Source organism: Halorubrum sp. T3 (genome assembly GCF_000296615.1).
In the GTDB taxonomy this organism is placed as follows: Archaea; Halobacteriota; Halobacteria; order Halobacteriales; family Haloferacaceae; genus Halorubrum; species Halorubrum ruber.
Genome location: NZ_JH815329.1, coordinates 925,523 through 938,225 on the forward strand (window position 1 = coordinate 925,523; position 12,703 = coordinate 938,225).

Annotated in this window: 12 protein-coding genes; 6 read left to right on the plus strand and 6 right to left on the minus strand. The window is 70.8% G+C overall.

What is annotated here, in order from left to right:
• Positions 1 to 320: 320 nt before the first annotated feature.
• The 5 genes from B378_RS16725 to B378_RS0106815 form a co-directional block, all read right to left on the minus strand.
• Positions 321 to 497 carry a hypothetical protein gene (locus tag B378_RS16725; RefSeq protein ID WP_017343060.1) on the minus strand — a complete coding sequence of 59 codons (177 nt, stop codon included), beginning with the start codon at positions 495 to 497 and terminating at the stop codon, positions 321 to 323.
• 78 nt (positions 498 to 575) lie between these two features.
• Entirely contained in the window at positions 576 to 890 is a 315-nt protein-coding gene (locus B378_RS16015; protein WP_017343061.1) for a HalOD1 output domain-containing protein, read from the minus strand.
• Between the two features lie 90 nt (positions 891 to 980).
• Complete coding sequence (locus B378_RS0106805; RefSeq protein ID WP_017343062.1) at positions 981 to 1,244, minus strand: HalOD1 output domain-containing protein; 264 nt, start codon at positions 1,242 to 1,244, stop codon at positions 981 to 983.
• A 112-nt stretch (positions 1,245 to 1,356) separates the two neighbouring features.
• Positions 1,357 to 1,911 carry a hypothetical protein gene (locus B378_RS0106810; RefSeq protein WP_044965628.1) on the minus strand — a complete coding sequence of 185 codons (555 nt, stop codon included), beginning with the start codon at positions 1,909 to 1,911 and terminating at the stop codon, positions 1,357 to 1,359.
• A gap of 201 nt (positions 1,912 to 2,112) precedes the next feature.
• Positions 2,113 to 2,709, minus strand: coding sequence for a hypothetical protein (locus B378_RS0106815; protein WP_017343064.1), 597 nt, complete (start codon positions 2,707 to 2,709; stop codon positions 2,113 to 2,115).
• Between the two features lie 387 nt (positions 2,710 to 3,096).
• On the opposite strand from B378_RS0106815, the gene B378_RS17415 reads away from it, so the two are divergent.
• A complete protein-coding gene (locus B378_RS17415) occupies positions 3,097 to 3,228 on the plus strand; it encodes a hypothetical protein (RefSeq protein WP_017343065.1) in 132 nt (43 codons plus the stop codon).
• Positions 3,228 to 5,042 carry a glutamine--fructose-6-phosphate transaminase (isomerizing) gene (gene glmS, locus B378_RS0106825; RefSeq protein WP_017343066.1) on the plus strand — a complete coding sequence of 605 codons (1,815 nt, stop codon included), beginning with the start codon at positions 3,228 to 3,230 and terminating at the stop codon, positions 5,040 to 5,042. The genes B378_RS17415 and glmS overlap by 1 nt, the downstream gene beginning before the upstream one ends.
• Here glmS and B378_RS0106830 read toward each other — a convergent pair.
• Positions 5,032 to 5,985: a glycosyltransferase family A protein gene (locus B378_RS0106830; RefSeq protein ID WP_017343067.1), complete on the minus strand. Its 954-nt coding sequence runs from the start codon at positions 5,983 to 5,985 to the stop codon at positions 5,032 to 5,034. The genes glmS and B378_RS0106830 overlap by 11 nt on opposite strands.
• 199 nt (positions 5,986 to 6,184) lie before the next feature.
• Between B378_RS0106830 and B378_RS0106835 the strand changes: the two genes are divergently transcribed.
• The 4 genes from B378_RS0106835 (at position 6,185) to B378_RS15810 (ending at position 12,423) form a co-directional block, all read left to right on the plus strand.
• On the plus strand, positions 6,185 to 7,690 hold the full coding sequence (locus B378_RS0106835) for a lipopolysaccharide biosynthesis protein (RefSeq protein WP_026046205.1): 1,506 nt from the start codon (positions 6,185 to 6,187) through the stop codon (positions 7,688 to 7,690).
• A gap of 107 nt (positions 7,691 to 7,797) precedes the next feature.
• Positions 7,798 to 8,973 (plus strand): VCBS repeat-containing protein, encoded by a 1,176-nt coding sequence (locus tag B378_RS0106840; protein WP_017343069.1) that lies wholly within the window; start codon positions 7,798 to 7,800, stop codon positions 8,971 to 8,973.
• 139 nt (positions 8,974 to 9,112) lie between these two features.
• Positions 9,113 to 10,702: an alkaline phosphatase family protein gene (locus tag B378_RS0106845; protein WP_017343070.1), complete on the plus strand. Its 1,590-nt coding sequence runs from the start codon at positions 9,113 to 9,115 to the stop codon at positions 10,700 to 10,702.
• Positions 10,699 to 12,423 carry a right-handed parallel beta-helix repeat-containing protein gene (locus B378_RS15810; RefSeq protein ID WP_017343071.1) on the plus strand — a complete coding sequence of 575 codons (1,725 nt, stop codon included), beginning with the start codon at positions 10,699 to 10,701 and terminating at the stop codon, positions 12,421 to 12,423. Before B378_RS0106845 ends, B378_RS15810 begins: the two co-directional genes overlap by 4 nt.
• Positions 12,424 to 12,703: the final 280 nt, after the last annotated feature.

Below are 12,703 nucleotides of genomic sequence, written 5' to 3' on the forward strand. Positions count from 1 at the left end.
GGCTTCCGTGATGGAGCTTTCCATACGTACTCGTTAAGCCGTAGTAACTTGAGTAATCAGCCCGTTCCGAGCGGTAGGAGCCTGATACCGGGGCAGTTTCGTCCCACATCGCCGGATCGGTCGCACCGTGTCGTCGGACTGCCCGTCCCGTGCGATCGAGCCGTTGGTCTCCTTCCGCCGACCGGGCTCCGGCGCTCGGATCCGTCGCGGACGCGCCGCCCACCCGCTCGCCGCTCCTCGCTGTCATCAAAAAGAACGCCGCCCGGAGCGACCGCTCACCCGGGCGGCGCGCCGCTCGCGTCGACCTCCGGTCCGGCCGGTCAGCGCATCGAGGCCGCCGAGCAGTACGCGCCCTCGCGGGCGGTGATCCACGCGGTCGTCCGCTCGTCCTCGCCGGCGTCTCTCGGGAAGATCGTACACTCGGTCGCCGCCCCGTCGTCGCTGACGATCGCCGCCTCGAACACCTCGTATTCGGGAGCCCGTGAGTCAGTGTTCATCCGGTCTCGGTGTACAGCGACGAAGCCTATCGTTATGGGCGTCCTACGAGAACGCACTCGGGACCGCGCTCGGCCCGCCTACGGCTCCGCGTCGTCGTCCGCGCCGAGCGGCCGGACGGAGACCGTCCCGTCGCTCTCGGCGGTCACCTCACAGCCCGCGAACCCGAACGTGACCGAGAGGCCGCAGCCGCTGGCTCGGACCAGCGAGTCCAGCGCGTCCGTCTCGACCGAGTCGTACAGCTGCGGGAGCGCCAGCGGGTCGCGGCCCGTCGCGGTCGCCACGGTCTCGACGACGCCGGCGCTCGGCGACGTCGCGGTCCAGTCGTAGGTATCGCGGTGTTCGCGACCGCGCTCGGCGCTCGATTCGACGGCGACTCGGTCTACGTCGGTCATCGGCTTACCTGAACTCTGACGAACCCGGTAGTAATTCTTGTGGATTCCGCGCCCGCTCCCGGGAGGCCTGACCCGCCCTCAGCACCACCCTCAGACGCGCCGGTCCGGCGACCCGGTGATCGGGTCGCGCTGCGGTCGGACGTACACCGTGGCGTCGCCCCGCACGAGGACGGCCATCCCCGCGTACGAGAACGTGACGGCCACGTCGTGCGCGTGCTCGCTCGTCACTAACGCGTCCAGCCCGTCGGTGTCGACCGACTCGGAGAGCGGCGGGAGCGCGTCCACCGGCTCGCCGAGCGCGTCGGAGACGGTCTCGGTCACGGTCACGCAGATCTCTTCGCAAACCCGGCTCATACCCTCGAATCACACGGCGACCGGTTAATAATAAGCCACATATCGAGCGCACCCGCGTGCTTACTCGACCCGGGCCGCACGCGGCCCTCCCCTTACCGGGCCGCTCGGGGGTTCACCGGTCGTACTGGCTCAGCTCGACCGGGATCTCCTCGGTCGCGGTCCGCTCGTGCCAGTACTGGCCGACGGCCGACCCGACGAACGCGACGCCGATCCCGACGGCCAGAATCGGCGTCGGGAGCGCGCCGAACCCCGGCGCGTTCACGGTGAGCAGCGCCAGCGCGGCCGTCCCCGTGACCGCGAGGACGAGGTAGTGAAACCGCCACGGGTACGACGGGTCCGACTCCGTCGTGAGGTGGTCGTCGATGTCGTCGGCCCGGGCGGCCAGCCGGACCTCGCCGGCGTCCTTGTCATACTCGATGGTGTTCATCTCCGCCATCTTCGGGAGGTGCGTCTGGTAGAGGGAGACGTAGACGCGCTTGCGCTGCTGGCTGGTCAGCTCCTCGGCCGTGACGTCGTTCTCCATCGACGCGATCTCCGTGGCGAGCTCCTGGATCCCGACCGCCTCGCCGCGCGTTCGGAGGTAGTACAACACCATTCGGCGGCGGTGGTTGCTCAGCAGCTCGAAGACCCCGTCGGGCGTCAGCCGCTCCGCGTCGGCGGCGCTCATCGCCGCGGGCACCGGTCTCGGCTGTCGGTTCGGTCCACGTCCATGCCCGTGTGTCCCACATACGGGCGTTAGTTATGGACCGTATTACCGGGAGTACGAGACTCCTACCCGGCGTCGGGGGCGGGAGTCGAAGTCGAGACAGAGCTGGAGCGGTGGCTCTCGGAGCGCGGACGGGGCGGCGACAGCGCTGCGCCGCGCGAACTACCGCAGGAACCGGAGCGTCGAGACGCCGACCAGCCCGCCGACGAGGAGCGCGGCCACGATCAGTAGCGGCGCGTTCGAGGTGACCGCGCCGACGAGGACGGGGACGACGAGCAGGAGCGTGGCGGTGAGCGACAGCGTCGAGTGGTAGCGCGTCCACGCGGAGTCGTCGGGCCCCTCGTCGACCGAGAGGTACCGCTCGAACAGGAGCGTGTGCTCGCCGGGCTCGATCCGGCCGCGCGGCTTGTTGTACGAGATGGCGCCGTAGTCGTGCATCTTCGGCAGGTGACACTGGTAGAGCCCGACGTACACCCGCTTGCGCTCCTGTGAGGTGATCTGTCGCACGTCCTTCCCCGTCTCGCGCGCGGCGATGGCCTCGGCCAGCTCGTCCAGGGTCACCTCTTCGCCGCTCTCGATGAGGTACCCGAGCACGCGCCGGCGGCGCTCGTTTTTCAGGATCTCGAACAGCTGGTCGAACCCGATCGGCGCGTCCTCGATCGCCGGCGTCTCGACGTCCGACGCGGTGGTCGCCGGGGCCTCTGTCTCCGCGTCGGTCTGCTCCTGTTCGCGGCGCTCGCCCTCCGGTTCGGCGCTCATGTCTCTCTCCCGCTCCGTGCCGTCTGATCTGTGCTTGGTCCGCCCGTGGTTCCGTTCATTGGTGTCGACGTGTCGTGTGTCTCAATTGTGGTGCTCGGCTCTGTGCAGAGAAGGTCTCGCTTGACCCGTCAACGTCGCCACATCGGTATATATAGGTGACATTTTCACGGCGGTTTTCTGTTGTGAGTGACTGAGTGACACTCTAAGGGGTCGACACCCGGACGCCACAACGGTGTCCGAATGGCACCAATACGGGCCTCAAGAGGGGCTCTGTCGGGGTTAGAGGGCGTCGAGGATCGGGACGACCAACGCAGGTACTAGCAGCTTACTCGCGGGCCGGTCGTAAATTCGGTCCATAACAAAGTGAACATCCCGGAACGAGCGGGTATGCAACGCGAATCCGAGGCGACCGCGGTCGCCGCGCCTCCCGGCCGTACGGTGCGGCCCGCGAACCCCGCCCGCGACGCGAGTGGTCCCGAGACGACAGCGCCCGCCGACGCGCCCGGGGTGACCGCCTGATGTGCGGCATCGTGGCTCGCGTCGGCGAGGGCGACGACTCGACGGACGAGCTGCTCGTCGGCCTCGACAACCTCGAGTACCGCGGCTACGACTCGGCCGGGATCGCCGTCCGGAGCGACCGCGGCCTGGACGTCCGCAAGCGCGCGGGCGGCATCGACGACCTGCGGAGCGCGGTCGCGGCGGACCCGCCGCGCGGCGCCGTCGGGATCGGCCACACGCGCTGGAGCACCCACGGACCCCCGACGGACGCCAACGCCCACCCGCACACGGACTGTACGGGCGACGTGGCGGTCGTCCACAACGGAATCATCGAGAACTACGACGAGCTCCGCGACGCCCTCTCGGCGGCTGGCCACCGGTTCGACAGCGACACCGACACCGAGGTCGTACCCCACCTGATCGAGTCGGCGCTGGCGGACGGCGCCTCCCCGGCCGAGGCGTTCCGGTCGGCCGTCGACCGCATCGAGGGGAGCTACGCCGTCGCCGCCGTCGTCGGCGACCGCGACGTCGTGTACGCGGCCCGCAACGACTCGCCGCTCGTGGTCGGCGTCGGCGACTCGACGCGGTACTTGGCCAGCGACGTCCCCGCATTCCTAGAGTTCACCGACCGCGTGGCGTACTTAGAGGACGGCGACGTGGTCCGGCTCACCCCGGACGAGTTCACCGTCACCGACGAGCGCGGCGAGCCGGTCGACCGGCCGGTCGAGACCGTCGACTGGGACCCCAAGGACACCGGGAAGGGCGGCTACGACCACTACATGCTCAAGGAGATCAACGAGCAGCCGACCGCGCTCGGCCGGTCCGTCCGCGGGCGGGCCGACCCCGAGGCGGGGACGGTCGACCTCGACGGCTTCCCGCCGGGGACCTTCGAGGGGATCGAGCGGGTCCACCTGGTCGCGATGGGAACCTCCTACCACGCGGCGATGTACGCCGAGTCGCTGCTCGCGAGCCGGGGCGTCCCGGCGCGCGCGTTCATGGCCTCCGAGTACGCGACGGCGCCCCCGCCCGCGGAGGACGGCACGCTCGTGGTGGCGATCTCCCAGAGCGGCGAGACCGCGGACACCATCGCGGCCGTCAGGGCGGCGAGCGCGGAGCGGACGCTGGTGGTGACGAACGTCGTCGGCTCGTCGCTGACGCGGGAGTGCGACGACGCGCTGCTGGTCCGGGCCGGCCCGGAGATCGGCGTCGCCGCGACGAAGTCGTTCTCCTCGCAGGTGGCGACGCTGTCGCTGCTCGCCGAGCGGCTCCGCCGGGACGTGGTCGGCTCGCCGTCGCCGGACGCGGCCGCGTTCCTGTCGGCGCTGACGGCGCTGCCGGACCAGGTACAGCAGGTGGTCGAGAGCGGCGCGGCCGAGCGGGTCGCCGACTCCTTTGCCGACTCAGAGGCGTACTTCTTCATCGGCCGCGGGCCGGGTCACGCGGTCGCCTTGGAGGGGGCGCTGAAGTTCAAGGAGATCACCTACGAGCACGCCGAGGGGTTCACCGCCGCCGAGCTGAAGCACGGGCCCCTTGCGCTCGTCACCGAAGACACGCCGGTGTTCGCGGTGTTCGACGGCCGCGACGGGGACACCGAGACGCTCGGCAACGTCCAGGAGATCCGGGCCCGCGGCGGGCCGGTCGTCGCCGTGGCGAGCGGCGACGCGCCGGACGTCGCGGACGCGGTCGACCACGTGTTGCCGGTCCCCGCCACGCACCCGGACCTCGTGGGCGTCCTCGCGAACGTCCAGCTCCAGCTCGTCGCCTACCACGCCGCGAAGCGCCGCGGCCGGTCGATCGACAAGCCGCGCAACCTCGCGAAGAGCGTCACAGTCTGAGGCCGGGTCGTCGCGCCGCGAGCGACTCGTACGCCCGCCGCAGCCGCCTGACGCCGCGTCGCGCAGGCTCGCCCCCGAGCGACAGCGTCAGGTACAGCCAGGTCCGTCTCCGCCCCGGCTCGCGTCGGAGCGAGCGCAGCAGCCACCGACGCGCCTCGCCGTACCGCCCGGCCTCCATCGCGGTCGCGCCGAGGGTCAAGGAGAGCGACGCGACGAGCGCGCGCTCGCAGTCGGGGCCGAACTCGGCGGCCAGCTCCCGGTGCGTCTCGACGAACCGGGGGTAGGCCACGTCGCGGGCGGCCTCGAAGTCGTCGGTGAGCTGGTCGTACTCCCCGAACCCGCGTCGGACCAGTTCCTCGCTGATCGCCCGGAACCGCCCGTGCTTCGAGAGGCGGACGTACCACTCGCGGTCCTCCCAGATCGGGAGTTCCTCGTCGAACCCGCCGGCGGCGTCGATCGCCGTCTTCCGGACCATGACCGTCGATGTCGGCCCGGAGGCCGCTCCGCGGAGGAGGGCCTCCGTGACGTCGCCGGACAGCGACGGGGTGCGACCGCCGACGCGCTCCCCGTCGCGCACGGCGAACTGCCCGGTGTAGACGGCGACGACGCCGGGGGCGAACGCGTTCACCTGTCGCTCGGTCTTCTCCGGGACCCACCTGTCGTCGTCGTCGAGGAACGCCACGTACTCCCCGCTCGCCGCGCGGATCCCGACGTTGCGGGCGGCGCCCGGCCCCTCGCCGTCGTCGCGCCGGTACGTCACAGGGAGGTCCCCGGCGCCGCGGCGCACCAGCGGCTCGACCGAGTCCGCGGAGCCGTCGACGACGACGACCTCGAGGTTCGGGTACGTCTGACCGCGGAGGCTGGCGAGCGCCCCCTTCAGCTTCGCCGGGCGATCGCGCGTTATCACGACCGCGCTGACCAGCGGTCGGTCCTGCGTGTCCATCGGTTCGACGTGGCCGCGGGAGGGGTATTGTTAGGACGGTCGTTACGGGCGGATCTCGGCGGCGCCGACCGCTCCGGTACCGCTTCGGCCCCGCGGGCGTCGTCCCGTCGCGGCGAGCCGTCCCGCCGCCTCGGATCGGTAACGCGTACATAACAATGCCCGCGACGCGGGTCTGCCGGAACAGAGTTCTCACCGCACTATGTCACCGCTCTCTTCGCTCCGTCGACTCCTTGTCCGTCTCACCCCGGGCGGCGATCTCACTGAACAGACGGTGAAAAGCGGCATCTGGGCCACGGTCACGAACGTCCTCGACCGGGGCCTCCAGCTGCTGATGATCGCGATACTCGCCCGGATGCTCACGCCGGCCGACTTCGGACTGCTGGGGATCGCCCTGCTGACGCTGACGGCGTTCAAGCGGTTCTCGAACATCGGGTTCGACCAGGCGCTCATCCAGAAGGCGTCGGGCAACGTCGACCGCTACCTCAACACGTACTGGAGCATCGAGATCCTCCGCGGCGCCGCGCTCGGCGGTCTCCTCTTTCTCGTCGCGCCGCTCGTCGCCGGCTTCTTCGGCGAGCCGCGCGCCGCCCCGCTGCTCCGGGTCATCGCGCTCACGCCCCTGCTGCTCGGGTTTCGCAACCCCGGTATCGTCTACTTCCGGAAGAATCTGGAGTTCCACAAGCAGTTCGTCTACACGATGAGCGGGTCGGTGACGAACTTCGCGGTCGCGCTCGCCGTGGCGCTCGCCACCCAGAGCGTCTGGGCGCTCGTGTTGGGGTACGTCGCCTCGGACGCCGCGCGCCTGCTGGCGTCGTACGCCGTCCACGGCTACCGCCCGTGGCCGGAGCTCGACGTAGAGGTCGTGCGCGACCTCCTCGGCTTCGGAAAGTGGATCACCGGCTCCGAGAGCGTCTACTTCCTCATCAACCAGGGCGACGACGCGGTGATCGGCTGGCTGCTGTCCGCGTCGTCGCTCGGCCTCTACCAGGTCGCTTACCAGTTCGCCAAGGCGCCGGCGACGGAGATCTCGCAGATCATCTCCAGCGTCGCCTTCCCGGCGTACTCCCAGCTCCAGGACGACATCCCGGCGCTCAGAGCGGCGTTCTTCCGGACGCTCCAGGTGACGATGGTGATCTCCTTTCCCGCCGCGGTCGGCATCGCGGTCGTCGCCCCGACGTTCGTCGAGGCCGTCCTCGGCCCCGGGTGGGAGCCGGCAGTCCCGGTGATGCGGGTGGTGGCGGTGTACGGGCTGCTCATCGCGCTCGGCTCGGCGTACTCCCCGGTGTGGAAGGCGCTCGGTCGCCCCGACTATATGGCGAAGCTCGGTGTCTTCCGACTCGTGTTGACGGCGCTCATCATCATTCCCGTCACCCGCGAGTTCGGCATCGTCGGGACCGCGGCGACCGTTCTCGGCGTTTACGTCTTCCCGATGATGCCGATCGACGTGTACCTCGTGATCAACTCGGTCGAGACGAGCCTCGGTCGGCTGCTCCGGGAGATGTCGTACCCGGCCGTCGCGAGCCTCCTCATGGGCGGGGTCGTCTTCTGGCTCCAGTCGACGCTGGCGTTCGAGTGGGCGATCCTCGAACTGATCGTCCTCGTCGCGGCCGGCGGCGCGGTGTACGGAGCCGCGGTCGCGGCGCTCGAACTCGGACTGAACTGGAACCTGCGGGAGACGCTCCGGAGCTTCGCCGGAGCGATCTGAGCGCCGACGGAACACTTGACATCCTCTCCGCGCTGAAGCGCGAGGCTTTCTCCTTGATTCTCCGTAAGCGATCGGTAACAATGCCGACCTCCCGCGAAGGTGAACCCATGCAGACACAGCGACTCCGCTTTCGCCACGAGGTCCTCGACCCCGCCCCCCCGACGACGAAGCTGGGCACCTGCCTGACGACCGACCTCACCGGCAACGGCCGGCCGGACGTGGTCGTCGGCGGGGCCGGCCCGGAGACGAAGCTGTTCGTCGGCGGCGGTCGAACCCGGCTCCCGAGCGCCGAGGGGATCCGGCAGGCGACGGGGCTCGCCGGGCCGAACCTGTTCTGGTACGAGAACCCCGGCTGGGAGCGCCACGCCATCTCCGACGTCCCGCAGCTCGGCGTCGGTTGCGCGCTCGGCGACGTCGACGGCGACGGCCGCGTCGACGTCCTCGCCGGGCAGGGGATCCACAACAGCGGCGTCTTCTGGTTCGAACGGCCCGCCGACCCCCGGGGGAGCTGGGACCGACACTTGGTGACGGACCGCTTTGAGAAGTACCACGACCTCGCGTTCGGCGACGTGGACGACGACGGCCGCCCCGAGGTGGTCGGGCTCTCGCAGCGCTCGGAGACGGTGTTCTACTACGACGTGCCGGCGGACCCGACCGAGGGTCCGTGGCCCGAGGCGAACTGCCACGTCGTGGACGGGGACAGCCGCGCCGAGGGCGTGTGGATCGGCGACGTCGACGGCGACGGCCGCACCGAGCTGGTCGTCGGGACGGACCTCTACCGCCGCCGCGAGGGGACCCACGAGTGGGACGCGGAGCCGATCGCCGAGGGCTGGGACGACGTCCGCGTCGCGGTCGGCGACGTCGACGGCGACGGCGAGCCGGAGGTCGTGCTGGCGGAGGGCGACTCCCCCACCTACGGCACTCACCCCGGACGGGTCGGCTGGTTCGACCGGCGCGAGGACGGCTGGGCGGGGACCGTGCTCGCGGACGACCTATTCTGCCCTCACAGCCTCCAGCTAGCCGACTTCGACGGGAACGGGCATCTCGACATCTACGCGGCGGAGATGAGCCTCGGCGAGAACGAGACCCCCCGCCACTACGTGTTCAGGAACGACGGCGACGGCCGCTTCGAGCGGACCGTCGTCGCGGAGGGGGTCGAGACCCACGAGGCGAAGGCGGTCGACCTCACCGGCTCCGGGCTCCCGGACGTCGTCGGCAAGTCGTACACCCCGGACCACCACGTCGACCTCTGGTACAACGAGTCCGGGGACGGCGGCGCGTGACCCGCACTCGACCTCGAGTGACGACGGTCCCCCACCCGGTAACAGTGGCTTACTCCGGTACGGCGGCTATAACAAACCCGCCCCCGCCCGAAGCGGGCACAATGACTCGGATCGAACCGCGGCGGCGGGGGCGGTTCCGGTGACCGCGGACGGCGAGCGCGCGTTCGTCTTGGGGCTCGACGGCGTTCCGTGGCGGCTGATCGACTCGTGGATCGACGACGGCGAGCTCCCGGCGTTCGCGGAGCTGGTCGCCGAGGGCGCCTCTGGGCCGCTCCGGAGTTCGACGCCCGCGAACACGCCGGTCGCGTGGCCCTCCATCGCGACCGGGGCCTGGCCCGACCGGCACGGGATATACGAGTTCGTGAAGCTCGGCGCCGACCACGGGCAGCGCCCGTACAACCGTGAGGACATCCGGCAGCCGCCGCTGTGGGACCTGCTCTCGCCGTCGGTCGTCGCGAACGTGCCGATGACGTACCCCGCCGGCGGCGTCGGCGAGGACGGGGCGATGGTCGCCGGGATGATGACGCCGTCGCCCGACTCGGACGGGTTCGCGTACCCGCCCGAGCTGGGCGCGGCGATCCGCGAGGAGATTCCGGACTACCGGGTCGGGCTCAAGTGGCACCGGTACGGCGACGACCGGCGCGAGGAGTTCCGCGAGGAGTTCGAGACGCTGTTCGCGGGGCGGCGCGAGCTGCTGCGCTCGCTCATGGAGCGGGAGGCGTGGCGCCTGTTCTTCTTCGTGTTCACGGCGCCCGACCGGCTCCAGCACCTGATCTGGGACGAGGACGTCATCCTAGACCACTACCGGGAACTCGACGCCGTCCTCGCGGAGGTAATGGCGTACTGCGACCGGCTCGGCGCGACGCTGTACGTCGTCTCCGACCACGGGTTCGGGCCGGTCTCGCGGGTCGTCAACGTCAACCGAGCGCTGGCGGACGCGGGGCTGTTGACGCCGAAGGAGGCGACCGGCGTCCGGGCCGCTCTCTCGCGAACGGGCGTGACGAAGTCGCGCGTCCTCGACGCCTTATCGCGGGTCGGGGTCGACGACGAGACGCTCGTCGAACGGCTCCCGGCGTCGGTCGTTGACGGCGTCGCCCGGACGGTGCCGGGCGATCACGCCCTCTACGACGTCGAGGCCGAGCGCACGTCGGCGTTCCTCCACGGGCTCGGCAGCGTGTACGTCAACGACACCGCCCGGTTCGACCGGGGGGCGGTCGACCCGTCCGACGTGGACCGGGTCAAGGCCGAGGTGATGCGGACGCTCTCCGCGCTCACGGACCCCGAGACCGGAGAGCGGGTCCTGACGGTTCACGACGGCGACGAGCTCAACCCCGAGGACGAGTTCGCGCCCGACGTGGTCGTCGAGGGCGTCACGGGGTACCACGTCAAGCCGGGGCTCGCGGAGGAGACCGTGGTCGACGCCGACGGAATCGCCGGCTACCACCGACCGGAGGGCGTGTTCTTCGCCCGCGGCCCCTCGATTGCGTCCGGGGCGACGGTCGAGGGCGCGTCGGTCGTCGACGTGGCGCCGACCCTGCTCCACGCGCTCGGCGAGCCGGTCCCCGCGGCCGCGCAGGGGCGGGTGTTGATGGAGGCGTTCGAGCCCGGATCCGCGCCCGCGACCCGGGAGGTGTCCCGAGTCGACCGCGGCGCGTCCGACACGCCGACCGACGCCCCCGGGAGCGAGGAGGCGGTCGAGGAGCGGCTCCGCGGGCTGGGGTATCTGTGATCCCCGACGACGAGCGCGCCGACGACGCCGAGGGGGCTCGCGGCCGGCGCGCGTACCTCGGCGCACTCGGCGCCGCGGCGGCGTCGGTTGCCGGCTGTCTGGGTTCCGGGAGCGACGACCCGAGAGACCGGGGATCCGACGCCCCGGCGAACGGAACCGACAGCGGCGACGAGACCGACGGCGACGAGATTGACGTCGACGGACTGGACGACCGCCACGGGATCGCGTTCGACCGTGTGCTCAACGCGGTCGACGACCTCGGACTCGACCCCGCGGGGGAGACCGCGGCCAACGAGGACCTCGAAACGGCGCTGTCGACCTCGGGGACGCTCGTGACGTTCCCGGAGGGAACCTATCGGTTCGAAGACACCGTCGGGCTGGAATCGGAGCGGATCGGGGTGTTGGGGCTGGGCGGCGTCGCGTTTGTCCCCGACTTCGGCTTCAGCGACCTGCTGTTCGACGGGCAGGGCGTGACCCTCGACAACGTGCTGGTCGAGAACGTCGACATCGACATCCGTGCGCCGGCGACGACGACCGGCATCAGGCTCAACTGTCGCAACCGGTTCCACGTCGAAAACGTCGAGTACGTCGGCCGCGGGACGAACGGGTCGCCGGGCGGGACGACGAGCGCGTTCCTGCTCGCGATCCGCGCCGAGGACGGCCGGGGCGTGCTGCGGAACGTGGTGGCGAAGAAGGGCTCCCGGATCGACGGCTACGAGGGCGGGAACGGCCGGATCGGCGTCTGGGTCGGCTGGACGAACAAGGGGACCGTCCGGATCGAGGGGTGCGACTTCCGCGAGTTCGGCAACAACGGCGTGTACGGCTCTCGAACCCCCGGGCAGGTCGAGATCGTCGACAGCTACTTCCTCAACAACAACGTCTGCGGCCCGCGCATCGGCGGGGCGGGGAGCTACGTCGAGAACTGTACGGTCGAGATCGACCTCGACAGGTACACCGGCGGGGCGGTGGATACCACGACAGAGTTCAACACCCGGGCGATCGTCGTCGAGCAGGGGATCCAGCGCGCGGGCTCGCCGCCGATCGAGGCGGGCGCGGAGATCCGCGGCTGCACGCTCCGCGCGCTCAGCTCGCCGCGCTCGCAGTCGGTCGTCGAGCAGTCGCCGGTCGCGCGCAGCCTCACCGTCCGCGACACGGAGATCCGGTGCGACATCGACGGGACGTCGGCGGTGCGCCGCGGCCCGGTCGGGTCGCTTCCGTACCGGCCTGACCGGGGGCGACCGCCGCTCCCGCACTGGACGCGGCTGGAGAACGTCAGCGTCGGCGGGAGCGCGGCCGGCGGCGTCGCGGTCGACCTCCGGCTGGCGCCCGAGTCGCGCGTGACCGACTGCGAGATCACCTGTCGGGGCGCGGACCGGGACGGGGTCCTACTCGACCTCTCGCCGCGCAGCGAGGTGACCGGGAGCTCGATCCGGACCGACGGACACCCGATCGTCGTCGACGCCGACGCGACCGCGACGGGGGACAGCCTCCTGTGCCTCGGCCTCGAAACCGTTCTGGAGCGGTTCGACGAGGACGGAGACGCCGGCGGACTCACGGCCGACCCGTCCCTGCTGCGGACGCTCGTCCGGAGCGACGGCCGCGTCTGCTTCGGGCTTGGGTCCGCCGCGTTCGGCGACAGCTCCGATCCCGACTCGCTCCGGTTCGGCATCGACGCGCTCGACGACGGCGTCCCGGTCGGTCGGTTCCTGAACCGGTCGTGACGGCGGCGCTCCCGCGCGCCGTCGCCGGTCCGCGGCTCGCCTCCGGCCGGCGGATCGGTTTCGGACCCCGGACCCCGCGGTAATAGCGTCCTACTCGCCGGTGCGGACGGTCTCGCGGCGATCGCGCGCCGAACGCGCACCGATCGCGTGCCGGGTCGAATCGGGGTCGCGACCCCGTTTCGGTAGCCGGCTCTTACTGCTCGACGAACGGTACCGTAACCAGCCGGCGACCAGCTGGTAACCAATCGAACCCACGCGTCGGCACCCGGTCAGTTACTGG

Bases quoted from the DNA above. Each gene is read 5' to 3' on its own strand.
- B378_RS16725 (WP_017343060.1), bottom strand. From the start codon at position 497: ATGAACACTGACTCACGGGCTCCCGAATACGAGGTGTTCGAGGCGGCG.
- B378_RS16015 (WP_017343061.1), bottom strand. From the start codon at position 890: ATGACCGACGTAGACCGAGTCGCCGTCGAATCGAGCGCCGAGCGCGGT.
- B378_RS0106805 (WP_017343062.1), bottom strand. From the start codon at position 1,244: ATGAGCCGGGTTTGCGAAGAGATCTGCGTGACCGTGACCGAGACCGTC.
- B378_RS0106810 (WP_044965628.1), bottom strand. From the start codon at position 1,911: ATGAGCGCCGCCGACGCGGAGCGGCTGACGCCCGACGGGGTCTTCGAG.
- B378_RS0106815 (WP_017343064.1), bottom strand. From the start codon at position 2,709: ATGAGCGCCGAACCGGAGGGCGAGCGCCGCGAACAGGAGCAGACCGAC.
- B378_RS17415 (WP_017343065.1), top strand. From the start codon at position 3,097: ATGCAACGCGAATCCGAGGCGACCGCGGTCGCCGCGCCTCCCGGCCGT.
- glmS (WP_017343066.1), top strand. From the start codon at position 3,228: ATGTGCGGCATCGTGGCTCGCGTCGGCGAGGGCGACGACTCGACGGAC.
- B378_RS0106830 (WP_017343067.1), bottom strand. From the start codon at position 5,985: ATGGACACGCAGGACCGACCGCTGGTCAGCGCGGTCGTGATAACGCGC.
- B378_RS0106835 (WP_026046205.1), top strand. From the start codon at position 6,185: ATGTCACCGCTCTCTTCGCTCCGTCGACTCCTTGTCCGTCTCACCCCG.
- B378_RS0106840 (WP_017343069.1), top strand. From the start codon at position 7,798: ATGCAGACACAGCGACTCCGCTTTCGCCACGAGGTCCTCGACCCCGCC.